Consider the following 24,928-nt stretch of genomic DNA (forward strand, 5'->3'; position numbering starts at 1 on the left):
CCCGCTACAATTCCAGGAACTGCCGCGTTCGGTTGATGCGGAGATCGCGGAGAATGCCCGCTTTCGGGTTGATGGTGATGCTGAACTGGCGGTAACTGCCGAACGGCACCAAGTTGATGCTCATCTGCCAGCAGTGCAAATCCCGCGAAATCGTCAGCGTAGTATAGGCAACCTGCTTGTTCACGAAGTCGAAACCACTGTTCAGCAGGATCTTCCACTTGGGCGTCAGGCTGAAATCGCCGTTGACGTTCAGGTACTGCGTGAACTGCGTGGAATCGCGGGACCGGTCTACCGAACGGATGCGGCTGTAGTTGAAGCTGTAAGACAGGTCTACGCGCCAGGGAATGTCGAAGTCGACATATTCTCCCGGGTTGGCGCGCATCAGTTCCAGCTGCCGCCGCTGCTCTTCCAGTTGCGCTTCTGGCAGTACCCCGTCTTCCTCCATTTCCTCCTTCTTCTTTTCCTTTTCCTTCGACTTGGCATCCTGGCTCTGGAACGATGTACTGAACGCGATGTTGGCGTTCGTCAATCGGCCCAGGCTGAATTTATCGCCGTTCCACGCATATTTATCTATCCGGCGACCGATATGGTCCACCTGGTAAGGGCTCACCGTCGCGCTCGCCGAAACATTCAGCTTATCAAACAAGTTTGTGCGCGCGTTCAGCGCGAAATCAGACAACTTGAAGCTGTCTGCCACGAGGTTATAGCTCGAGCTGATCCCGAAACCGTCGAGCAGCTTCACTTTCCGGAAACCGGAAGTGTCCTTGTCCGACCGTACCTTCATTTCCAGGTTGTTATCTATCCCGAACGTAAGCCCGGCAAAAGTTTCCCTCGACGATCCGCCGAAAGCCGAGCCAGCGTAGTGGGAATACCAGTCTTTCCTACCGTCGGGGTCCATCTGGATATATTCCCATTCGTTTTTTGCCAGGCTCGGAGAATAATTGAACCCGAAGTTGGGGCGCATTACGTGGCGGATGGCCTGCACGCGCGAATTCTTGTTTTTGAAACCATACATACCGTACAGTGCCGTGCTCAGCGAAGCGCCGGTAGACATGGCACTGGTGCGGTAGAACCCGTCTTCGTAGGTAGTATCGAGCAAACTTACTTTATTGGGATTGTAGGTCAGCGTCTGGCGGCGGACGTACCATTTCTCCGTATAGTTCACGCTCGGCGTCATGATGATGTTCCGGGTGACGGGGATAGACAGCGTGATGGGGATCTGGTGCTGCATGCCGGCCTGGAGGTTATCGAACATCGCGGGTTTGCCGAAAGTGGAATCCGCGAAACGCACGCTGTTGCGCAGCAATGCGTTATAGCTGACGCCGATCTTTTCGTACCATTTCGGGTTGCCGACCATTTCCTGCCGCTGGAACGGGTAAATGGTATTGACGTTGAACGAACCGTCGGGCAGGCTGATGTCGTATTGCCGTGTCTCGTTATTCTGGGAGTGCCGGGCCGCGAGCGTCATGTTGTAAGGCTTTCCCACCCAGCTTTTTGAATAGTTGATGGAAGAGCCGATGTTATTATTGAGGCGCCGCCGGGCGTCGTACACGTTATTCTTGTTGAAGCTGGCCGTTCTGAAATCCACGCTGGCGCCGAAGTTCGTTCCCGGCCGCGCCTTGCCGTCCTGGCTGTGGCTCCAGGTCACGCTGAAGTCTTTCGAACGGGTAAAGTTATCCTTGATCTCGGGGTCGCCGATGCGGGTAAGCGAATAGGCGAAGTTGAACCCGCCGTTATATTTATACCGCTTGCGGTAGGTAGGACTGAAGATCGTTCCCCAACTGCCGTAGGAATAAATATTGGCGCGGACGGTAAGGTCGAGGTACTCCCCCAGCCCGAAGTAGTACCCGCCGTTTTCCAGGCCAAGCCCTTTTTGCAGGTTCACCACGTATTGCGGCGGCAGCAGGCCGGTACGCTGGCCGGAGCTGATGGGGAAAATCGCGAAGGGGATGAACAACGGCGTCGGGATACCTTCGATCTCGAGGTTCGCCGGGCCGGACACGATCAGTTTATTGGGAATTACCTTGATCTTTTTGGCGCGGAACGCGAAGTGCGGCGTATCCAGGTTACAGGTGGTGTAACCGTTGCGGAAACCGAAAATGGTATTGTCGGGCTGCTTCTTCACTTTCTGGCTGGCCACGAACCCTTCGCCGTATTGCGCGCGGGTTTGGTAGATCATGGCTTTGCCGGTATTGAAGTTGTACTGCACGGAGTCCATTTCGGAACTGGTGGCCCCGTCGTTCAGCACGGCTTTATCTTTCGGCTTGCCGGCCGTATCGATCCCCATCCTGGAGGTGAGGATGCCGGTGGCCTGGTTGAAGTCCATCGTATTCCCCGTCAGTTGGGTGTTCTCATATTTCACATCGGCCTTATTATATAGGCGGAACTCCTTTTTCTTCACGTACATGACGATGGAGTCTTCCGCTTTATAATTGACGGGCGCGGTGAGGCTGTCTTTGGAAAGCTTGATGCCCGTGGTGTCTTTCGCTACCCGGGACGAGTCCAGGTTGGCGGAGTCGGCCACGGCCGGGGGTACGGAATCGCGCGCGGGCATGGGGCGCGGGCGCGAGGTATCGCGGGAAAGGGAATCCCTGTTCGGGAAAGTCACCGCGTGAGGCCGGGGAACGGTGTCTGTGAAAATTTTGTTAAAGTGGATCGGCTGAAACGCAGCAGCGAAGCCTATTTCGTCTTTCAGCAAGGACCAGCCCGCGAATAAAAGTACCGTCAGCGGCAGGAACCGCCGCCTTAAAAAGTTTTTTAAATTATTTTTGCAGAAAGGGTCCATGTGTTAAGCGGGCACAAACCTACATGATTTTGCACAATTTATTAAATAGATCGTAAATAGAAAATGTAGGTAAGTGCAGCGGCAGGGAACGGGCCCGTGACGAACGAATCGGACACAACCCATTAAAATACAGTATTGACATGCGCTGGAAAAGAGTTTTATTTTCAGGATTAGGCATAGGAATGCTCTATACCTTATTCATTCAAGCAAAAACTGCACCGGATTCCCGAAGCCCTGTGCAGGAAAAACCGATCCGCACCATCGTGGTGGACGCCGGCCACGGCGGTTCCGACCATGGCGCCCGCGGGGAATACTCCAGTGAAAAGGACGTGACCCTCGCCGTTTCCCTCAAACTGGGCAAAGTTCTCGAAGAAATGTTCCCGGACGTAAAGATCGTGTATACGCGGAAGGTGGACCGGTTCGACGATGTGAACCGCAAGGCCGCCATCGCCAACGAAGCCAAGGGCGACCTTTTTATTTCCATCCATTGCAATGCCGCGCCGGACATCAAGCGGGTAACGGGATACAAGACCCAGACTTACCGCGACAAAAAGAAGCGCAAGCGTACCCGCCAGGTGCCCATTTATCAATCGTACCCCAATCCTGCCAAGGGAACGGAAACGTATATCTGGGCCACGAGCAAGAACAATGCGAAGTCAGAATCGCTCCGCAACAACTCCGTGATCGTGTTCGACGCCAATTCGGAGGAAACGCAGCAATTGATGGATACCAATGACCCGGAGACCATTATCATGCTCAATACCCTCCGCAACGCGTTTTTCGATCAGAGCCTCCGGCTGTCGAACCTCGTGGAAGACGAGTTCACCAACGCCGGGCGGATTTCCCGCGGGGCGCGCCAACGGAACGAAAAAGGGATCCTGGTACTGCATGCCACCGCCATGCCCAGCGTGCTGGTGGAACTGGGCTTTATCAGCAACCCCGAAGAAGAGAACTACCTGAATTCCGCCGACGGCCAGAACGAAATGGCCCACTGCATCGCCAGGGCGGTCAAGAAATACAAGGAAGAACTGGAAAGGACGCATAAAGCCGGCGGCTCCGCCCGGCCGGCCGAAACGCCCGCGCCCGCCCAACAGCGTCCCGAACCGCTCCCGCCTGCAAAGGTGAACCCGGCCCAGGAGTCCCCCGCAGCATCTGCTGGGGCCTCCGCCGCTGCGGGCACCGATTTCCGGGTGCAGCTGCTGACCACCGAAAAAGTATATACCTCCCGGTCCAGCCTCTTTAAAAACCTGAAAGGCGGCGTAGACCGCGAAACGCTCCGCCAGAAAGGGAAATCCATCAATAAATACATCTGGGGCAACTTCCGCACCGAAGCAGAAGCCAATGCCGCCCTCTACAAAGCCCGCAAAAACGGGTTCAAAGACGCCTTCGTGCTCACATACAGGAACGGCGAACGGATCGACTGACCCCTGTTTCCCCTACCCGGCTGGCCCGCCTTTTGCATTAATTCTGTTACCTACGACTGACGCACCATTGTTTTAACTATTTTTGCAAACGAACTAATTCTACCCGATGCTGAAAGTTAATAATGAAACGAAAGTAGGTATTCTGACCGTGCTCGCCATCGTGCTGCTTGTGCTGGGGTTCAACATCCTGAAAGGCAGAAGCCTCTTTTCCACTAAAAAAACCATCTACGCCGTATATACGCAGGTGAATGGCCTGCAACCCTCCAATGCCGTTATGGTCAACGGCCTGGGGATCGGCACCGTCCAAAGCCTCGAAGTGATGGACAAACGCGCCGGCCGCATCCTGGTCACCCTGCAGATCAATAAAAACATCGAAATCCCCAGGAATTCCGTGGCCCGCATCAGCGCAGACCTGCTCGGCACCCGGAAAGTAGAGATCGATTTCGGCAACACCGACGAATTCCTCAAAAACAAAGACACCATTTACGCAGCTGTAGACGGCTCCATCACCGACGCCCTCAAAGAACAGCTCAGCCCCCTCGTCAAGAAACTGGAAAGTACACTCGGCGCCGTAGACACCCTGCTGCTCACCGTCAACTCCGTGTTCGACACCGCCACCAAACAGAACATTCGCCAGGCCGTAGCCGGCCTCAACGGCACCCTCGCCAACCTCAACAACGCCACCCGTAACATCAACGGCATGCTGGCAGACGGCGGCAAAATCTCCGGCACGTTCGATAACTTCAACGCCGTGTCCGCCAACCTGAAAAACAATAACGACAAGATTTCCAACATACTCACCAACTTCGATAAAGCCTCCGGCGCCTTCGCCAACGGCCAGATCGATTCCACCCTTCACAACCTCCAGAGCACCATCGGCAGGCTGAACGAAGTGGCAGGCAAAATCAGCAGCACCGACGGTTCGCTGGGGCTGCTCATGAACGACCGGAAAGTCTATAACAACCTGCAGCATTCCCTCGGCAGCCTCAACAAACTGCTCGAAGACCTGCGGTACAACCCCTGGAGATACGTGCACCTGAGCGTTTTCGGAAGAAAGAACAAGGTAGTGACCATTCCCTCCGACACCGCAACCGTACAATGATTACCGCAACAATGTTCAAATATTCCATATACGGCCTCGTTCTGATCGGCGGAATAGGCGCTGCAGGCGCCTTGTCTGCCGGAAGCAGCACGCTGCCCGCACGGTCCCGCAACCTTTACCAGGAAGATACCACCAAGGTCATCCGCCTCCATAACGCGGAACGGATGATCATCATCCAGACAGACTCCGCCGCCGAACAACGGTTCGTGGGGAAAGTGGAGTTCCAGCAGGGCACCAGCCGGCTGTATTGCGACAGCGCCATGCTCGATAAGAACAAGAACATCGTTTTCGCCTGGGGTAATGTGCACATCAACCAGGCAGACAGCGTCCACACCTACTCCGACGCGCTCACCTATTTCGGGAACGACCGCAAAGCCATCCTCACCGGCAACGCGAAACTGACCGACAGCAAGATCGTGCTCACTTCTCCCACCCTTAACTACGACCTTGCCACCAAAATCGGGACGTACGACAAGGGCGGCAAACTCGTGAACGAAACCACCGAGCTCACCAGCCGCGAGGGTATCTATTACGGGAGTACGAAAGACGTGTATTTCAAGAAAGAAGTAGTGGTGATCGACCCGGAATTCACGCTGGGAACGGATACCCTCATGTACAATACCGAAACGAAGATCGCGACGATCATGGCGCCGACCACCATCAACGACGGCAAAATGACCATGTACGTGACCGACGGTTATTATAATACCGACCGCGGGTACGGCCAGTTCGGCCAGCGCCCCGTGATCGAAGACAGCACCAACACCTTCACCGCCAACGAGATACAGACCGACAAACAAACCGGTATTTCCATCGCCACAGGCAACATGATCTGGCGCGACACCGCCCAGAAAATAGCCGTGCTGGCCAATTACGGCATCATCAACCAGCAACAGAAATCGGTACTGGCCACACAAAAGCCCGTCACGCTCATCGAAGGCAAAACGGACACCTTGTTCGTAGCCGGCGACACCCTGTTTTCCGGCGTGCTGCCGCGTTTGATAGACAGCAGCATCGTACTGCAGGATAAAAAAGTAAATGGGAAAGACAGCCTCGCGGCGAAGCAGGACACCACGGAAAAGCGTTTCATCATCGCCTACCATCACGTCCGCATCTTCTCCGATTCGCTGCAGGGCGTGGCCGATAGCCTGTATTATTCCAGCGCGGACTCCATTTTCCGCCTCTACCGCGATCCCGTGTTGTGGGCCAACGGCAACCAGCTCATCGGCGATACCATCTTCCTGTTCACCAAAAACCGGAAGGCAGATCGCCTCCTGCTCGATCAGAACGCCATGATCATCAACGAAGTGGGGCCCGATATGTTCAACCAGATCAAAGGGAATACCATCCTGGGTTATTTCGGGGAAGAAAAACTGGATTCCATGTACGTGAACGGCAACTCGGAAAACGTATATTACGTGCAGGACGACGACAGTGCGTTCATATCCGTGAATAAACTCCAGACCGCCAACACCCGTGTATATTTCGAGAAAGGCGAACTGGAAAGGATCGTATTCGTGAAACAGCCGGAAGGGACGATGTACCCCCTCTCCAAAATCCCCGCGGAAGAGAAAAAACTCAAAGGATTCCGCTGGGAGATCGGCCGCAGGCCCAAAACCAAGTACGAACTGCTCGGGCAGTAATGCTTCACCTAAAAAATTATCATGCAGCTTTTCTCCATCAAAGAACGCTTACTATCTCCTATCTGGCAATTTCTGCACGACAGTCGCGCCGTCGGTATCGTGCTCATCCTTTGCACAGTAGTGTCCATGATCGTAGCGAACTCCGGATGGGGCCCTGCATACATCGATTTCTTCACCCACCTGTTCCAGCCGCAAGGCGGGCATCATATGGAATGGAACGGGCTGCACCTCCCCAATTCCTGGCTGCTCTGGATCAACGACGGGTTCATGGTGCTGTTCTTCTTCCTGGTGGGGATGGAAATCAAAAGGGAACTGACAACGGGCGAACTGGCATCCATCCGCAAATCGATGCTGCCGGTGCTGGCCGCCGTCGGCGGGATGGTAGTGCCCGCGCTCATTTACGCCCTCTTCAACAGTAATACCGACTATCATCATGGCTGGGGCATCCCCATGGCTACGGACATCGCGTTTTCGCTCGGGGTGCTTTCCCTGCTGGGGAGCCGCGTGCCGCTGCCGCTGAAGATCTTCCTCACCGCCCTGGCCATCATCGACGATCTCGGTGCCATCCTGACCATCGCTGTTTTTTATACGGCGGAACTGCATACCAATTATTTGCTCGGCGGCGCCGGCATCATCGCATTGCTGGTGATTTTCAACCTGCTGAAAGTGAAGCCGGCGATATTCTACTTTATTCCCGGCATCGTGCTGTGGTATTGTATTTTCAACTCCGGCATCCACGCTACCATTGCGGGCGTGGTACTGGCGTTCTGCATCCCGTTAAGTAAAATCCCGAAGCTGGAACATGCGCTCCACGACCCGGTGAATTTCCTCATCATGCCGCTGTTTGCGCTGGCCAACACGGCGATCGTTTTCCCGGCCGATCTGCTGGCCGCATTTTCGCATCCGGTGAGTTACGGCATCATGGCGGGACTCGTATTGGGCAAGCCGCTCGGCATTTTCGGGATGAGCTTCCTGGCCGTGAAGCTCCGCATCGCCAGCCTGCCCGATCAAACCAACTGGAAGCAGCTCTGGGGCGTGGGCATGATCGCCGGGATCGGTTTCACGATGAGTATTTTCATCGCTTCGCTGGCGTTCAAGGAAATCGACATCCAGGTGGTGTCTATCATGTCGGTGATCTTCGCATCGCTGCTCGCATCCATCGCCGGGTTCATTTTTTTACGCGCTTTGAGCAAAACACAAAATAAATAGCGACGGCAGCCGTTTATTGGCTACCTGTGTCACCTGTTTCCCGCATCTGTCCCCCTTTGGCATTGTTATTGCAAATGATTCATCGCATGAACAAACGATTCATCTATGCCATTATGTTGCTATGCCTGGCCGGCAGCGCCAGCGCACAGCAGTCGTTGAAAGGTCAAAAGGAAGCCGGCGTTCGGCTGGGGCTTCCGCTGGGCGTTACCGGGCGGTATTTCTTCACAGACCGGTCGGCCGCGGAAGGGATCGTAGGATTGTATAACCGCACTTTCACCGTAACGGCATTGTATCAATATCATTTCGACCTGTCTGCCCTCACCATTCCCGGATTCGGGTGGTATGCGGGCGGCGGTGCGCATCTCGGCACGAGAGACGTAGACGGCTCCTACCGCTTCCTGGGCGGAGTAGATGGTGTAGCAGGGCTGAATTACAATTTCAGCGATATTCCCCTCAACCTCAGCCTCGACTGGAAGCCCGCCGTTCATTTCGGCAATTCGTCTGACCTGGCGGATTTCGGCGTGTCGGCCCGTTACATTTTCGGCAGCAAAAAGTAAATCATCCAAATACCACCGTTTAATCTAAAATGCACATATGAAAAGGATTCTGTTGCTCTTCGGAGTACTTTCACTGATGATGACGACCTTCGAGGCTAATGCACAACGCAGAAGCGGCGGAGGCGGCAATCCGGCCGATTACAACACCGCGCTGGGCGTGCGCCTCAATCCCTGGCTCGTAGGCTTCACCGTGAAACACTTCATTAAAGGGCCGCATGCCATCGAAGGCCTCGTTACCCATTATTTCAACGGCAACGACGAGCCCACCAACGTTACCTTCACCGGTCTCTACGAGTACCACTGGAACGTGTTCGGTAAATCCGAATGGAACATGTATGCCGGCGGCGGCGCCCACCTGGGCCTCTGGCGCGACTGGGATTGGGACAATGGCCGCAGGTACGACAAGAAAACCAAAGCCGTGGCTGGTCTCGACGGTATCTTCGGCGTGGAGTACACGTTCAAAAAGATCCCGCTGAACCTCAGCGCCGACCTGAAACCGTATTTCAACTTTAACGGTTACAACGACTTCATCGGCGAGCAAATCGGCGGCGTGTCTGCCCGTTACGCTTTTTAAAGCGCATATTCTCAAATCTGTTTGCGGCTGTTCCCGGCAAGGGAGCAGCCGCTTTTTTTGTTATATTGGGGGATATGAAAATCTTGTCCGCCCGGCAAATCCGTGAAGCAGACGCTTACACGATCGCGCATGAGCCTGTAGACAGCCTCCGGCTCATGGAGCGCGCGGCAGCCGCATGCGCACAGTGGCTGATGGATACCTATCGCGGCACTGCCCGCCCCTTCTACATTTTCTGCGGACCGGGGAACAATGGCGGAGACGGGCTGGTGATTGCCCGGTTGCTGGCTGACGAGGGCTTTAACGTGCAGGCGTGGCTCGTGGCGCAGGGAGACCCTTCGCCCGATAACCTCGCCAATCAGGCCCGCGTCCCATTCCTGCAAACGATCCACGAGCCGGGGGAATTCCCGCGGATGGAAGCGCCCGGCGTGATCGTAGACGCGCTTTTCGGGACAGGGCTGAACCGCCCCCTGGAAGGATGGACTGCCGCGATCGTCCACCAGATCAACGGCCAGCGCGGGCGGCACGACATTGTTGCCATCGACATGCCTTCCGGGCTGATGGCGGACAAAAGCACGATAGGCAATCCGTGTATCCATGCGCGTTATACGCTCACGTTCGAATACTGGAAACTGGCGTTGCTGCTGCCGGAGAACGGAGCGTTCGCGGGAGAAACCGTGTTGGTCCCCATCGGCCTGCATCCTGCGTATACGGCGGCGGTGCAGACGGAATACCATCTTACGGATATGGAGATGGTCCGGACGATCTACCGGCCCCGCGACCCCTTCGCGCACAAAGGCACATACGGGCATGCGCTGCTGGTGGCGGGAAGTTACGGGAAGATGGGCGCGGCGGTGCTTTCTGCGAAAGCGGTCATGCGCGCCGGCGCGGGCTTGCTGACGGTACATGTGCCGGATTGCGGGTACGGGATCATGCAGACGGCATTCCCCGAAGCGATGTGCGAAACCGAAGAACAAGCCACGTTTTCCGCGCATTTCGACGAGCCTTTCCGCTTGCGGCGCGCCCCGGAATACGACGTGATCGGGATCGGGCCGGGCACCGGTACGGAACCCGCTACCGCCAAAGCCCTGGAACGCTTGCTGGGCCTTTGGCAAGGGCCGATGGTGCTGGACGCCGACGCGCTCAACATCTTGTCGAAATGGCCGTCGCTCCTGCAACTGTTGCCCAAACACTGCCTCCTGACGCCGCACCCCAAAGAGTTCGAGCGGCTTTTCGGGGCTACGGGCAACCATTTCGAGCGGCTGGAATTGCTGCGGGCAAAGGCGGCGGAGCTGGAACAATACATCCTGCTGAAGGGGCGGTTCACGGCCATGGCCTGCCCGGACGGGTCGGTATTCTTCAATCCCACCGGCAACCCCGGTATGGCGACGGCCGGCAGCGGCGATGTGCTCACCGGGATATTAACGGGTCTCCTGGCGCAGGGGTACGCCCCCAAAGCGGCGCTCATTCTCGGTGCATGGCTCCACGGCAAGGCCGGCGATCTGGCCGCCGCCGTATCCCCCGAAGCCATGATCGCTTCCGATATCATCGGCCACCTCGCCAACGCATATGCCGAAATACAGCAGTAGCGTCCATATTACACTTAAACTAAATATAAGAGACTACTAGTAAAATAAATTCTAATACTTTATCTTCGTCAACCTTGAAAATCATAATCTAAAGCCTTGAAATTTTAAACGGATTAAAAGAGTATGAGTATAGCTTACATTATTCCACTGTTCGGACTGATTGCACTATTATTTACCGCGGTACAGAGCGCCTGGGTGTCCAAACAGGATGCAGGGAACGAGCGGATGCAGGACATTGCCAGGCATATTGCTGAAGGCGCTATGGCCTTCCTCAAGGCAGAGTACAAGATCCTCACCTATTTTGTGATCATCGCAGCCCTCTTGCTGGGCTACATGGGATTCTCTCACGAGAATTCCGACTGGACCATCGCGCTGGCCTTTATCATCGGCGCGGTATTCTCCGCCACGGCGGGTTTCATCGGTATGCGCATTGCCACTAAAGCCAACGTTCGTACTGCACAGGCGGCGCGTACCTCGCTTGCCAAAGCCCTGAAGGTTTCCTTCACCGGCGGCTCTGTAATGGGCATGGGCGTAGCGGGGCTGGCCGTGCTCGGGCTCGGTGGCCTGTTCATCCTCCTCAAAGCCTATTTCGGAGCGGCTCCCAACACCGCCGAAATGGTTAAAACCATTGAAGTGCTCACCGGCTTCTCGCTCGGTGCGGAAAGCATCGCACTGTTCGCACGCGTGGGTGGCGGTATTTATACCAAAGCGGCCGACGTAGGGGCCGACCTCGTAGGTAAAGTGGAACAGGGGATCCCTGAAGACGATCCCCGCAACCCCGCTACCATCGCCGATAACGTGGGCGATAACGTGGGAGACGTGGCAGGTATGGGCGCCGACCTCTTCGGTTCCTATGTAGCCACCGTGCTCGCCACCATGGTATTGGGCAGTGAAGCCCGCGCCACGGACAATTTCGGCGGCCTCTCCCCGATCCTGCTGCCCATGGTGATCGCCGCCAGCGGCATCATCTTCAGCATTCTCGCTACCTTCTTCGTGCGCATCAGCGACAGCGCCGGGCTCAGCACCGGTCCCGTTCAGAAAGCACTGAACATGGGCAACTGGGGCTCCATCGTGCTCACGGCGATCGCCTCCGTAGGCCTCGTGTACTGGATTCTCCCCGCTGAAGCTTTTTACCTGCAGCGCGACTTCATCGGCGGCGACGCACTCCGCGAAGGCGCTAAAGCCATTACGCAAAATGGTGTCATCGGCGCCATCTTCGTAGGGCTTGCCGTAGGTACCCTCATGAGCATCATCACGGAATATTATACCGCCATGGGCAAACGCCCGGTGATGTCCATCATCCGCCAATCTTCCACCGGCCACGCAACGAACGTGATCGGCGGCCTGGCCGTAGGGATGGAATCCACCCTGCTCCCTATCATCGTACTGGCAGCCGGCATCTACGGTTCTTACGCCTGCGCAGGCCTCTATGGCGTTGCTATCGCGGCAGCGGGCATGATGGCCACCACGGCCATGCAGCTGGCAATCGACGCGTTCGGCCCCATTGCCGACAACGCCGGTGGTATCGCCGAAATGAGCGAACTGCCCAAAGACGTGCGTGAAAAAACCGACATCCTCGATGCAGTGGGCAATACCACCGCTGCCACCGGTAAAGGTTTCGCGATCGCTTCCGCAGCATTGACCGCCCTGGCGCTCTTTGCCGCATTCGTAGGCGTAGCAGGCATTTCCGGGATCGACATTTATAAAGCCGACGTGCTGGCAGGCCTGTTCATCGGCGCCATGATCCCCTTCATCTTCTCCTCCCTCGCCATCCGCGCGGTGGGCGAAGCGGCCATGTCGATGGTGGAAGAAGTGCGCCGCCAGTTCCGCACCATTCCCGGTATCATGGAAGGCACCGGCAAACCGGAATACGACAAATGCGTGGCCATTTCCACCGAAGCGTCTATCCGTAAAATGATGCTGCCCGGCGCCATCGCACTGGTGTCTCCCCTGCTGATCGGCTTCATCTTCGGCCCCGAAGTGCTGGGCGGTTTCCTCGCAGGCGCTACCGTGAGCGGCGTGCTCATGGGCATGTTCCAGAACAATGCCGGCGGTGCGTGGGACAATGCCAAGAAATCTTTCGAGAAAGGCGTTGAGATCAACGGCGAAACCTTTTACAAAAAATCCGAGCCCCACAAGGCTTCCGTTACCGGCGACACCGTAGGCGATCCTTTCAAAGACACCTCCGGCCCGTCGATGAACATCCTCATCAAACTGATGTCCATCGTATCGCTCGTAATTGCGCCCACGCTCGCTGAAATCCACATCCACAAACAGGAGCCGCCGGTTGCCAAACAGCAGCCCGCACCCGAAGCTCCCACTAAGGAAGTGGCAGCCGTGAAGTTGTAAATTCACATCATTGCATACCGAAAGCCGGTCTCTTACAGGGACCGGCTTTTTTTATTCCCACAAACGGTATTGTTGTTCCCACCCGAAAAACCACCTTTCGAAAAGCCGTTTCCAGCCTCATCTAAGATGTTGAAAAGCAGGAACTTTGAACCTCGATAAGCCAGGACCGTCATCCTTTTGTTAAACCTAAACTCCCCTCTCATGCAAACCACCCAACAAATCCAGCGGACAGACATTGAACCGCATATGTCTGCCCTCCAGGGCTGGCTCCGCGGTAATATCGTAGGAATGTACGCCGGCCTGAAAATGAAAAACGGCAAACAGACCGATCAGTATGCCGTTGTGCTGCACGTGGAATACAAAAAATCGCCCGACAGGCTGGCGTTGGACGGAGACACGCCCATTCCCCCGTATTTCGAATTGCCTTTTCCGCAATCCGGCGGCGGGCATGTGATGGTGAATGTTCCGACAGACGTGCAGGAGATCGGCCCCATCGACATCAAATACCCTGCGCGCGAGCGGAAGGCCGGCGACCCCGGTGATTTTGAGCGCCCCTGCCCCGGTGGCTACCAGATCCAGGCCGCCGGGCTTCCGTCTTACGGCACGCTCGGCGCCAATATCAAATACAACAACAAGTACCGGATGATTTCCTGCAACCACGTCATTTCCTGTAACGGGATGTATACGGATGTGTACCAGCCTGATATGACCGAACAATACTATTACCTCACCCAGGTCACAGATTACGTCAAGCTCACGACTTATCCCACCAAAGACCAGCAGGACCCCTATTACAACACGGTAGACTTTGCCTGGTGCAACATCGCCGCCACGTCGGGTTCCCCCGAGATCCAGGACATAGGCGTACCCACGGGATTCGCCGCACCGGCCGTGGGCATGGAAGTAAGCTACTTCGGGGCGGTTACGAACGAGGTAACCAAAACATCCATCAAATCAACTACCTACCAGGGCATCATCAACGTGTTCGGCGACCGGTACGCCTGGTTCAAAAACATGATCAACTTAACGGACCACTACGCCGTTCCCGGAGATTCCGGCGCGGTGCTCGTCAACAACAATATGGAAATCGTAGGCATGCTCCAGTCTGTCACGCTTTTGCGCTCACTGGCATGCACCATTCCTGATTGTGACGAAATTTTCGCAGAACGGGAAAATCAAACAGTTTAGAAACTCAGACAGCATACAGATGAATGCGGCGGCGGGGTTCTCCCTGCCGCCAGATTTTACACCACAGCACAACGTATGAAGCTCTTATTGATAGGACAGTTCGCACAACAGACCGGCATGGCGCGCATCACGCAGCTGCTCGCGGCAGGCCTCGCCGCCCGGCACGAAATGCATGTGTTCGGGACGGATACTTTCCAGAAAGGGCCCTTCCAAGGCAATTTCCATTTACACTACAATCCGCACCCCGCCGATGTTTTCGGGGAAGGAACGCTCCCCGGGCTCATCGATACCCTGCAGCCGGACGTAATGCTCCTGTATTGCGAAATCTGGTTCGCAGAAAGGTATATGTCCGCCATCAGGAAGGCGGCGCATCATTGTCCGGTAGCAGGGTACATCCCCGTGGACGGTCAGCTCAATCACCCGGAGTTCGCCAAGGGACTGGCGCAGCTTAGTTCCGTGGTGGCTTTCACGGCTTTCGGGAAACGGGTGTTGAAAGATTGCGCCACGCAATTGGGGATAGCGCGCCATCCGCCGTTCCGCCGCATGGCCGTGATCCCCCATCCGCTGGATGGCGGCCGGTTCCACCCTTTAAGCGGTACCACGACCGGCCGGCGCATCGCTGCGCGGGAAGCGCTGTTTCCGGGGAAAGACGAACTGCGCCGGGGCTTTTGGGTGCTGAACGCCAACAAAAACCAGCACCGCAAACGCATCGATCTCACGTTGCGCGGCTTCGCGGAGTTTGCCCGCAACAAGCCGGAAAACGTACGGCTATGCCTGCACATGGCCACCAAAGGCCAGCAAACCAATGTGGAGCAGGAAGCGCGCGTACTGGGGATTTTCGACCGGCTCGTGCTGACAGACCCCGGCAGCAAACATCCCCATTGGCCCGCGGAAAAGCTCAATCTCCTCTACAATGCCTGCGATGTGGGTCTCAATACCGCCATGGGCGAAAGCTGGGGCCTGGTGAGCATGGAGCACGCCGCCACCGGGGCACCGCAGGTACTGCCCGACCATACCGCCTGTACGGAAATCTGGAAAGGCGCCGCCGCCCTCCTGCCCGCCAAACCCCAGGTCTACGGGAACGGATGGCTCACCGGCGGACTGGTGGAGCCCATCGCCATCGCAGAGCAACTGGAACGGCTGTACGAAGACAACGGGCATTATCATTCCCTCCTGCAGGCGGGCTTGCGCAATGCTTCGCAGGTGGCCTGGTCGGCCGGGGGCGTTGTACGGATGTGGGAACAACATTTCGAACAAATCCTTCTCAACGATCATGCGAAAATCCAATAATCCATCCGGCGCCCCATTCCGTCGCGCCGCAGGCAACCACTCCTGCCGTTCCTTCCTGTTAAAACATGCCGGCGCGGTGATGTTGATCTGCGAAGCAGCAGTGCTGCGGCCCGATACGGCTAACGGATACGACACCGAAATACCTTACGCATTATGATCGTACAGCTCTGCGGCATGTCTGGCGCCGGAAAATCAGCCCTGGCAAGGTTTGCGGAACACAAACTCCTCGAAAACGGGTATCCCGTGGAAGTGCTGGACGAAAACGACCTCCGGCACCAACTTTTTAAGGATTTGGGCATGAGCCTGGAAGACCAGGCGCAAAACATCCGGCGGATGGCATGGCTGGCAAACCGATTCTCCCGGCACGGCATTTTTACCATTCTCTGCGCCATCAACCCGCTCGACCGCATCCGGCTCGAAATCCAATACCAGTACCGCATTGCCGCCACCATCGAGATCGATTGCGCGCTGGAGGAACTGATCCGGCGCGACACGGAAGGGCGCTACAAACGCGCCTACCTCCCCGAAGGGCATCCAGACAAGATTACCGGTCTTTCCGGCGTAAACGGCGTTTTCGAACATCCCCTCAAGCCAGACCTTATCATCCGCACCCACCAGGAAACCGAAGCTGAATCCGGCCAGCGGCTCTATGAATTCCTGCTTCCCCTGGCCCTGGGAGCGGCGATCAGGTGACGGTCCGCCAGGAATCCGTTCATACACTTACCTTCCGCCGAAAATATTTTTGGTGGAGATAAAAATTACGCTACTTTTGTACTGTAATTATAAATATTACAGAATTGATCCGCAGTAAATTCGCCATACACGTTCACATCCTTTCGCTCATGGGCAAATTCCATGGCGAATGGCTCACCTCCGATCTGATCGCGGGGTCGCTGAACAGTAATGCCGCGCTCGTCCGCAAGGAACTGAGCGAGCTGCGCAACGCCGGCCTCATCGAAAGCAAGGAAGGTAAAAATGGCGGCTGCCGGCTCGCCAAACCCATGAAAGACATCCTTCTTTCGGATGTTTTCGCCGTCGTGAAGGATGACCATATTTTCGGATATGCCCCCAACCATCCGAACCCCGACTGCCCCGTTGGCCGCAATATCAATAACGCGCTCGACACCATGTTCACCGGTCTCGATCAATCCATCACCCGTGAGCTCTCGAAAATCTCACTGGCCGATTTCATTTCGAAACTCCTTTAATTTTTTTTAAACATAACTGTAACTATTTTCATTACAATTTAAACCGCAAATCATATGACACACACTATTCTCGTACTCGGAGCAACAGGATTCGCAGGCAGGCAGGTCGTAAAAGCCGTCGCCGGAAAACCAGGCGTACAGGTGAAAGCCGCCACCCGCTTCCCCGAAAAATACACCGCCCCCGCAACCAACGTAACCCCGGTCCATCTCGTACAGGAAAACGCCGAAACCTTTGCTCCCGCCCTTGCCGGCGTCGATCTCGTGTTCCTTTCCGCCGTTCCGCTGGACCTGGAAGCCCCCTCCAAGCTGCGCCCGTTCATCGACGAGGCGAAAAAGGCCGGCGTAAAGAAAATCGTATTCCTTTCCGCCATGGGCGTGGAACATGCGCCTGAGTCGCCCCTGGGCCAGATCGAACAGCACCTCATCGCTTCCGGTATTCCCTACAACATCGTACGGCCCAACTTCTTCATGGAAGTATTCACCGAAAGCCATTTCAGTCCCACCATCCGCCAGCTGGGAAAAATCCTCATCCCCGCGGCCGACGGGAAATGGTCGCTCATCGCCGCTTCAGACATCGCCGCCGTGGCTGCCGAGCTCCTCCTCAACGAAGCGCATAACGGCAAAGCGCTGACGCTCACCGGCCCCAAAGCCATCGACAACCACGAAGTGGCGGCCATCATTGCAAAAGCCAGCGGGAAGGACGTTACGTACGAAAACATCCCCGAATCGGCCATGGTAGCGGGAATAATCGCCTCCGGAGCACCGGAAAGCGCCGCCGGGTTTATGTCTTTCCTCCTGTCGGCAGTAAGGGACGGGCATTTCGCCCCCGTATCCACGGCCGTGAAAGACATCACCGGCAGAGAGCCGCTGTCGTTCGAAACCTTCGCGGAAGCCAACAAAGCCTTTTTCTCCTGAACGGTCCAATAAAGCGGAAAGGCCGTACTGCAGTGCAGTACGGCCTTTTTTAATGTCTTGTTCGTTAGGTTATCTGGCTTGAAAATCCCGCGGGCTGCAACCGTATTTTTTCCGGAAAGCATGACTGAAATGCTGCAGCGACGAATACCCCAGATCGTCGGCGATCTCCGTGAAACTCCGGTCCCCGGCGCGGATGAGGCGCTGCGCCTCTTCTAACCGGTGTTCGCTGAGGTAACCGAACACGGTATTGTTGAAAACCTTGCGGAACCCGCTTTTCAGCTTGAACTCGTTCAGCCCGGCCTGCCGGGAAAGGTCGGCCAGCGACAATGGTTGCTGCGCATTGGCCAGGAGCAGATCGCGCGCGTAGCGGATCTTTTCCTCGTCTGACCGGCCGAAAACCGGCTTCTGCTGGCGGCTGCCGTCGTACAACTCGATCTGCTCGCACTGGAGCGCCAGCAGCTCGATGGCTTTGGACTGGAGGAAGAGCTTTTTGAGCCCGCCGGTGAAATGGCAGTTCTTCACTTCATCGATCACCTGCAGCATCCGGTGCGTCATCTGGTAAGCGTGATCGGGGAATACCGGCCGGTCGAGCTCCACGCTTTCTCCGTACCGCTCCAGCACCGGGCCGTTGTGATAGGCGAGCTCGATGAATCGTTCCTTGAGGAAAGTGAGCGCGAATACATTGATTTCCGGTTGTTTTTCGACGCTCACCTGCTCTTCTGGCTCGGGGCTGTAGACGAGATTATGTTCGTGCTGGCGGGTATGGAAGGTTTTCCGCGCGCTCCTGATCTTGGCCGTTACTTCGCCCTTGAGCATGAAATGCATGCCTACGCGCTTGAGCGTGTCGTGGCTTTCCACTTCCAGCTTTTCGCGGATAGACGCCCTGCCAAACCCCATCAACACCCCGTCGAAACAGATCTCGCTGAATTCGGCGTTGCCGGCTTTGAGGTCGAGCTTGTGATGGCGCTCCGTCAGATCGCGGCCCTGGTAATACTCGGGGCACATCACGGTTTCATCGTGAAACAAGACTTCTTTGCGTTCGTTTTTGACGGTAAATGGCATAGAAAATCCGTTTTATATAAATTTTAATCCGTTTAATGCAAGCCTGCCAACTTGCGAGGTGCGAATTTTGAGGCAAATTAATTCAAAATCGGACCATGATCGGCATCTTCAAAACAAATATCAATACCCAAAAGGAAAAAAACCGGGTGATCCGCGCCTTGTCCGGCGAGTTTTCCGCCACCATGTGCACCCTCGACCTCGAGGACTGCGATAAGGTGTTACGGGTGGATTGCCCGCAAATGCAGGAGCACCAGGTGATCTCCTTCGTACGCGACCTGGGGTACCAGTGCGCCGTTTTGGAATAGTGAATCGTACGCGATGATGAAATTCCGCCCTTTCGGCCGGAAAAAACATGATTTCCATCAGATTCCGCCTTCTATAAACGGCCGTCCCGCCCGTTCCATTTCTTTCCCTCCGGGGAATTTTCACATACATTACTTGTTTCCGCCGCCGGCTACTGGAAAACCAGTAAGGCCTGCGGCGGTTTTCTTTTGTTATGCAGAATTAATTTCCCATCCATAGGGGTATGTTCTATTTTGCACGTCATATGATCGGAAAACAACGGGAATCACCATCCGGAACCGTCTTCCGCCATCACTATAAACTGAAAACCAATATGAAAGCAACAGCCCGACTGCTGAGCACCCTCCTACTTATCTTGTTTGCGACCACTGCAGCGTTGGCGCAACAGCAACGGTATACCATCAGCGGTTACGTTAAAGACGAAAAGTCCGGCGAGTCCCTCATCGGCATTTCCATCGGTAAACCCGGCACTTCGATAGGGACCGTTACCAACGAGTACGGTTTTTATTCCCTCACACTGCCGGCGGGTACGCACGAGATCCAGTTCTCCTATATCGGTTATCAACCCCAGAAATTCACCCTCGACCTTACCGCCAACAAGCGGATGGACATCCGTTTGGGCCAGGCGGACCGCCAGCTGAGCGAAGTGGTGATTTCCGGCAAGCAACAGGAGAAGAATATCAATACCCTCAATACCAGCCTGAACAAGCTCGATATCGCGGAGATCAAAAAACTGCCCACTTTCATGGGTGAAGTAGACGTGATCCGTACCATCCAGACATTGCCCGGTGTAAATACCGTGGGCGAAGGCGCCGCCAGCTTCAACGTGCGCGGCGGCAACGGCGATGAAAACCTCATCATGCTCGACGAAGCGCCTGTTTACAACTCCACCCACATGCTCGGTTTCTTCTCCGTTTTCAACCCGGACGCGGTGAAGAACATCAACCTCATCAAAGGCGGGTTCCCCGCGGAATACGGCGGCAGAACGGCTTCCGTGCTCGATATCAGGATGAAGGACGGTAACAACCAGAAATTCGGCATGACGGGCGGCATCGGGAATATCTTCAGTCGCCTGGCGCTGGAAGGGCCCATCCAGAAAGACAAATCCTCTTTCATCATCGCCGGCCGCAGATCGTATATGGACGTGCTCATGAAGCCTTTCCTCAAAGGCGATATGAAAGATACCAAGCTTTATTTCTACGACCTCACGGCCAAGGTGAACTTCCAGCTGGATAAGAACAACAGTCTTTTCGTGAGCGGGTATTTCGGCCGCGACGTGTTCGGGTTCGGGAAAGAAGCCAACATGAACTGGGGCAACAACACCGCATCGCTGCGCTGGAACCACATCTTCAACAACCGCCTGTTCATGAACCTCACCACTTACTATACGAAATACGATTATAGCCTGCGGTTCACCAGCGACGAGAAATCCACCACCGACCAGGAGTTCAGCTGGAAATCGAACATCATCAACTACGGCGTGAAACCGGCCTTTACTTACTACCTGAATTCCAGCAACACGCTGCATTTCGGGGTACAGGGCACCTATTATACCTTCAAGCCCGGCAGTACGCTTTCCCGCCAGGACGCGGATGAGCACCGGATCGTCCTCAAAGACAAGAACGCCCTGGAAGGCGCGCTCTATCTCGATCACGAATGGAAAGCCGGCAACAAGTTCGGTATTCAATATGGCTTGCGGCTCTCCGGTTTCCAATACATGGGCAAAGGCACGGCGTATTATTATGCAGACACGGTAGCGGGTACACGTAAACGCTTCATCGGTTCGCAGGATTACGAAAGCGGCAAGAAGATCGCGGATTACTATTTCCTCGAGCCCCGCCTTTCCGCACGCTACGCCGTTAACTCCACATCAGCCATCAAAGCGGCTTTCAGCCGTTCCGCACAATACATGCACCAGCTGAGCAATACCGCTTCCCCAACGCCTGTTGACATCTGGACGCCCGTTTCCAACAACGTGAAACCGCAGCTGACAGACCAGGTAACGGCCGGGTATTTCTATAACGCGCCCGGCGATAAATTCGAACTGTCGGCCGAGGTGTTCTATAAATCCATGAAAGACCAGCTGGACTTCATTGATAACGCCGACCTGAACCTCAACGAGTTCATCGAAGCCGACCTCCTCAACGCGAAAGGCCGCGCTTACGGCCTGGAGCTGTACGTGAAAAAAGACATCGGCAATACCACGGGCTGGATCAGCTATACCCTGAGCCGTTCCGAGCGTAAAACGCCAGGCCTGAGCCTGAACGAATGGTTCATCAACCGGTACGACCGTACCCACAACCTGAACATCGTGGCCAGCCACGAATTCACGAAGCGCGCGAGCATGAGCGCCAACTGGATGTTCGCATCCGGTACGCCGGCAACATTTGCAGACAGCCGCCTCGAGTTCCAGGACTGGGACATTCCCTACAATACCACTGAAAAGCGCAACAACTACCGCCTCAAGCCCTTTCACCGTCTCGATCTTTCGTTCACGTACAAGGGCCGCCAGCTGAAACGCTGGAAAGGCGAATGGGTGTTCAGCCTTTACAACGTGTACGCCCGGAGAAACGCCTATACCGTATACTTCCGGCAGAACCCGGACGATCCTTCGAAGAAGGAGGCCGTTCGCCTGAGCATCATCGGGTCTATCATCCCCGGTATCACTTATAACTTCAAATTCTAATCTCCAAGCATGTATCATATGAAAAGGAACCTCACCGCCATCGCTCTTCTGTTCGTCGCCGCCGGATTCACCGCCTGCGAAGACACGATCGACCTCGACGTACCGAACGGAAAGACCTTCACCGTAGTGGACGGCTGGATCACGGACGTGCCGGGGAAACAGCAGATCCGCCTGACCACCACCGTCCCCTACACCAACCAGGGCACCGCGCCTGCCGTGAGCGACGCGAAGATCACGGTAACGGACATCACCGCCAACAAGACCTACAATTTTACATATGCCAACGGCGTGTATAGCTACGACCCCGGCGCCGGCCAGAAGATCGGCGAAGTGGGCCACGTGTACAAGATGCGGCTGGAACTGAAGGAAGGCGTTTTCGAAGCGACGGACACCCTCAAACGTGTGCCCCTCATCGATTCCATCGCCGCCGACTTCAAAACGAAAGAAGAAGCGATTTCCGGGAAGGAAGGCTTTTTTGCCCGGTTCTACGCCAAGGATCTCGCAGGTGCGACCGACTGGTACTGGGTGCGTAGCTACCGCAATACGATGCAAAGCCGCGTGGAAGACATTTTCACCATCGACGGTTCCTATGCCGAAGATGTGGCGGACGGGCTGAACTTCATCCAGCCTATCGCGGAGGGGATCACCGATTACGACAAGCCCTTCCAGGAAGGCGAGAAAGTGATCGTCCGCATCGCTTCCGTTACGAAGCGGAGCCACGCATTCCTCGACCAGGTGCAGCAGCAGATCGATAACGGCGGGCTGTTCGCCAAAATCCTGGAAAACGTGCCCACCAACGTGCTGAACACCGACAAAAACGCGAAAGGGCGTGTGCTGGGATGGTTCGGGACTTCGGCAGTATCGTTCAAGGAAAAGACCATGCATAAATAAAGATTATCAACCTACAGTTCACCCCGTAAAAACAACAAACATGAAAAGATCAGGTAAGCGCCTGCTGCTTGCCCTGGCCGTGCTTTGCACTACGCCGGCACTCGCGCAGGAAAAAATCGAAAGTCTTTCCCGCGGCGGAAAGGTAAGAGTGGGCGGCTTCGGCGCCCCTACCATCAAATTCACGACGTTCGACGATCAGATGGGCGTGCTCCTCGGCGGTTACGCCGGTGTGATGCTCAATAGCCGGCTCATGCTGGGAGCAGGCGCCTATGCGCTGGTCAACAACATCGAAGCGCCCCGCCAGGATCCCGCTGGGCCGGCGTTATACTGGAACATGTGGTACACGGGTTTTGTGCCGGAGTATACCATCAAAGGCAACAAACTTGTTCACCTCGCCGTGGGCGCCCTCGTGGGTGGCGGCGGCGTCATGAAGAACGAAAGGTATAAGAGCTGGGACGAATTCGAATCCATCGGCTACAGCAGCTTCTTCGTGGGCGAGCCCCACGTGAACCTGGAGCTCAATATCACTTCCTACCTGCGGCTAGGCATCGGCGGATCGTACCGGTTCGTCCGCGGCTCCGGAACGGAAGGCATTACAGACGAGAAGCTGAGCGGCCCCTCCGCCCACTTCACCATCAAGGCCGGCCGCTTCTAAGGCCCGGTCACTGGCGGATCATCTTTTACGGCGGGAACGGCCGGCACGGGAATTTTTATTAACTTTTGGCAAAAGGAATAAACCGCGCACACCTCCCTTACCGTTAAAGATGATCCGTTTTTTATGGAGTTGATACATTTCGCCATACCTGGTTTTATCCTGCTCATCACCGCGGAAGTCGTTTTTTCGGCGGTCGAAAAGCGGGACCTCTACGAAACGAAAGACGCCGCCAGCAGCATCGCCATGGGCCTGGGGAACGTCATCATCGGGCTGTTCACCAAGGCCGTCATCTACCTCATTTACAGTTTCGCATACGAATTCCGCCTTTTTACGCTCGACGCCACGGTCTGGTGGGTCTGGATCGTATGTTTCTTCGCGGACGATCTCACTTATTACTGGTTCCACCGTTGCAGCCATGAGATCCGGTATTTCTGGGCTTCGCATGTGGTGCACCACTCCAGCCGCCGCTACAATCTGGCCACCGCGCTCCGCCAGACGTGGACGGGCAACCTGAGCGGGGCTTTCCTCTTCTGGATATGGATGCCCCTGGCCGGTTTCCACCCCGCCATGATCATGGCCATGCAATCCATCAGCCTGCTGTACCAGTTCTGGATCCATACCGAAGCCATCCGGAGGCTCCCCCGGCCGCTGGAGTTCGTTTTGAACACCCCGTCGCACCACCGCGTGCACCATTCTTCCGAGATCAAATACCTCGACCGCAATCATGGCGGCGTCCTGATTATATGGGACCGGCTGTTCGGCACCTTCCAGCCCGAGGAAGAAAGGCCGGTGTATGGGTTGACGGTCAATATCGATACCTATAATCCCCTCCGCATCGCCACACACGAATGGGCGGCCATCGGGCGCGACCTCCGCCGGGCGCGCACCTGGAAGGAAGCGTGGATGTACGTTTTCGGGGCGCCGGGATGGGATGTGGACGGAAACGGGAAAACGGCCAGGGCCCTCCGCCGGTCACTCGATACGTCCTCCCCTTCTGCCCAAAACCTGCCGCTCATCCAAAAATGATCATGGATATTTTGCATTTACGAAAACTATCGTACATTTGATTACGAAGAAATTCGTACAAAGGAGAGAAATCATGGAAAACAAGGCTAATAACAAGAATGTACGTCCAACCGAAAGCGAGCTGGAAATCCTTACGATCCTCTGGGAGCGCGGAGCCAGCACGGTGAGGGAAGTGCATGAGATACTGGAGAAGCAGAAGGAAGCGGGTTACACCACTACCCTCAAGCTGATGCAGATCATGCACGACAAGGGCTTGCTGCAGCGGGATGCAAGCGCAAAGACGCACATTTATGAAGCTGCCATTCCCAAGGAAGAAACACAGGCGCAGTTGCTGAAAAAGATGATCGACACGGTTTTTTCCGGTTCTGCGTCACAACTGGTTATGCAGGCCCTCGGTGGCCATCGCTCCTCGCAGGAGGAACTCGACCGCATTCGTGAATACCTGAACGAAATCGATCAAAAACAGTCGAAATAA

21 protein-coding genes are annotated in these 24,928 nt (G+C 55.7%); 19 read left to right on the top strand and 2 right to left on the bottom strand.

Annotated features, from left to right (window positions below):
* Positions 1–4 precede the first annotated feature (4 nt).
* Positions 5–2,698 (bottom strand): putative LPS assembly protein LptD, encoded by a 2,694-nt coding sequence (locus tag ACQKLP_RS18305; RefSeq protein WP_427324313.1) that lies wholly within the window; start codon positions 2,696–2,698, stop codon positions 5–7.
* 323 nt (positions 2,699–3,021) lie between these two features.
* Between ACQKLP_RS18305 and ACQKLP_RS18310 the strand changes: the two genes are divergently transcribed.
* The 13 genes from ACQKLP_RS18310 to ACQKLP_RS18370 all read left to right on the top strand — a co-directional run bounded on the left by ACQKLP_RS18310 (position 3,022) and on the right by ACQKLP_RS18370 (position 17,830).
* The gene (locus ACQKLP_RS18310; RefSeq protein WP_427324314.1) at positions 3,022–4,209 is read left to right on the top strand and encodes an N-acetylmuramoyl-L-alanine amidase family protein; all 1,188 of its coding nucleotides are present in this window, start codon (positions 3,022–3,024) and stop codon (positions 4,207–4,209) included.
* Positions 4,210–4,315: 106 nt separating this feature from the next.
* Entirely contained in the window at positions 4,316–5,311 is a 996-nt protein-coding gene (locus tag ACQKLP_RS18315) for an MlaD family protein (RefSeq protein WP_427324316.1), read from the top strand.
* The gene (locus ACQKLP_RS18320; RefSeq protein WP_427324317.1) at positions 5,308–6,954 is read left to right on the top strand and encodes an OstA-like protein; all 1,647 of its coding nucleotides are present in this window, start codon (positions 5,308–5,310) and stop codon (positions 6,952–6,954) included. The genes ACQKLP_RS18315 and ACQKLP_RS18320 overlap by 4 nt, the downstream gene beginning before the upstream one ends.
* 21 nt (positions 6,955–6,975) lie before the next feature.
* Positions 6,976–8,163 (top strand): Na+/H+ antiporter NhaA, encoded by a 1,188-nt coding sequence (nhaA, locus tag ACQKLP_RS18325; RefSeq protein ID WP_427324318.1) that lies wholly within the window; start codon positions 6,976–6,978, stop codon positions 8,161–8,163.
* An 86-nt stretch (positions 8,164–8,249) separates the two neighbouring features.
* Complete coding sequence (locus ACQKLP_RS18330; RefSeq protein WP_427324319.1) at positions 8,250–8,720, top strand: hypothetical protein; 471 nt, start codon at positions 8,250–8,252, stop codon at positions 8,718–8,720.
* 37 nt (positions 8,721–8,757) lie between these two features.
* Entirely contained in the window at positions 8,758–9,294 is a 537-nt protein-coding gene (locus tag ACQKLP_RS18335) for a hypothetical protein (RefSeq protein WP_427324320.1), read from the top strand.
* A 74-nt stretch (positions 9,295–9,368) separates the two neighbouring features.
* A complete protein-coding gene (locus tag ACQKLP_RS18340) occupies positions 9,369–10,880 on the top strand; it encodes an NAD(P)H-hydrate dehydratase (protein WP_427324321.1) in 1,512 nt (503 codons plus the stop codon).
* Between the two features lie 123 nt (positions 10,881–11,003).
* Positions 11,004–13,229 (top strand): sodium-translocating pyrophosphatase, encoded by a 2,226-nt coding sequence (locus tag ACQKLP_RS18345; RefSeq protein WP_427324322.1) that lies wholly within the window; start codon positions 11,004–11,006, stop codon positions 13,227–13,229.
* Positions 13,230–13,430: 201 nt separating this feature from the next.
* Positions 13,431–14,417: a hypothetical protein gene (locus ACQKLP_RS18350; protein WP_427324323.1), complete on the top strand. Its 987-nt coding sequence runs from the start codon at positions 13,431–13,433 to the stop codon at positions 14,415–14,417.
* A gap of 75 nt (positions 14,418–14,492) precedes the next feature.
* Complete coding sequence (locus tag ACQKLP_RS18355) at positions 14,493–15,707, top strand: glycosyltransferase (protein WP_427324324.1); 1,215 nt, start codon at positions 14,493–14,495, stop codon at positions 15,705–15,707.
* 153 nt (positions 15,708–15,860) lie between these two features.
* The gene (locus tag ACQKLP_RS18360; protein WP_427324325.1) at positions 15,861–16,400 is read left to right on the top strand and encodes an adenylyl-sulfate kinase; all 540 of its coding nucleotides are present in this window, start codon (positions 15,861–15,863) and stop codon (positions 16,398–16,400) included.
* A 104-nt stretch (positions 16,401–16,504) separates the two neighbouring features.
* Positions 16,505–16,915, top strand: a complete 411-nt coding sequence (locus ACQKLP_RS18365; protein WP_427324326.1) for an Rrf2 family transcriptional regulator — start codon at positions 16,505–16,507, stop codon at positions 16,913–16,915.
* A gap of 54 nt (positions 16,916–16,969) precedes the next feature.
* Positions 16,970–17,830: an NmrA family NAD(P)-binding protein gene (locus tag ACQKLP_RS18370; protein ID WP_427324327.1), complete on the top strand. Its 861-nt coding sequence runs from the start codon at positions 16,970–16,972 to the stop codon at positions 17,828–17,830.
* Between the two features lie 69 nt (positions 17,831–17,899).
* On the opposite strand, the gene ACQKLP_RS18375 is transcribed toward ACQKLP_RS18370, so the two are convergent.
* On the bottom strand, positions 17,900–18,892 hold the full coding sequence (locus ACQKLP_RS18375) for a helix-turn-helix domain-containing protein (protein ID WP_427324328.1): 993 nt from the start codon (positions 18,890–18,892) through the stop codon (positions 17,900–17,902).
* 95 nt (positions 18,893–18,987) lie between these two features.
* Here ACQKLP_RS18375 and ACQKLP_RS18380 point away from each other — a divergent pair, with 95 nt between their 5' ends.
* The 6 genes from ACQKLP_RS18380 (at position 18,988) to ACQKLP_RS18405 (ending at position 24,928) form a co-directional block, all read left to right on the top strand.
* Positions 18,988–19,197: a hypothetical protein gene (locus tag ACQKLP_RS18380; RefSeq protein ID WP_341840522.1), complete on the top strand. Its 210-nt coding sequence runs from the start codon at positions 18,988–18,990 to the stop codon at positions 19,195–19,197.
* Positions 19,198–19,508: 311 nt separating this feature from the next.
* Positions 19,509–21,881: a TonB-dependent receptor gene (locus tag ACQKLP_RS18385; RefSeq protein ID WP_427324329.1), complete on the top strand. Its 2,373-nt coding sequence runs from the start codon at positions 19,509–19,511 to the stop codon at positions 21,879–21,881.
* Positions 21,882–21,899: 18 nt separating this feature from the next.
* Entirely contained in the window at positions 21,900–22,772 is an 873-nt protein-coding gene (locus tag ACQKLP_RS18390; RefSeq protein WP_427324330.1) for a DUF4249 domain-containing protein, read from the top strand.
* A 40-nt stretch (positions 22,773–22,812) separates the two neighbouring features.
* On the top strand, positions 22,813–23,427 hold the full coding sequence (locus tag ACQKLP_RS18395) for a hypothetical protein (RefSeq protein WP_427324331.1): 615 nt from the start codon (positions 22,813–22,815) through the stop codon (positions 23,425–23,427).
* A 123-nt stretch (positions 23,428–23,550) separates the two neighbouring features.
* A complete protein-coding gene (locus ACQKLP_RS18400; protein WP_427324332.1) occupies positions 23,551–24,453 on the top strand; it encodes a sterol desaturase family protein in 903 nt (300 codons plus the stop codon).
* A gap of 37 nt (positions 24,454–24,490) precedes the next feature.
* Positions 24,491–24,928 (top strand): BlaI/MecI/CopY family transcriptional regulator, encoded by a 438-nt coding sequence (locus ACQKLP_RS18405; protein ID WP_427324333.1) that lies wholly within the window; start codon positions 24,491–24,493, stop codon positions 24,926–24,928.

The organism is Chitinophaga sp. NPDC101104, from assembly GCF_050277495.1.
Classification (GTDB): Bacteria; Bacteroidota; Bacteroidia; order Chitinophagales; family Chitinophagaceae; genus Chitinophaga.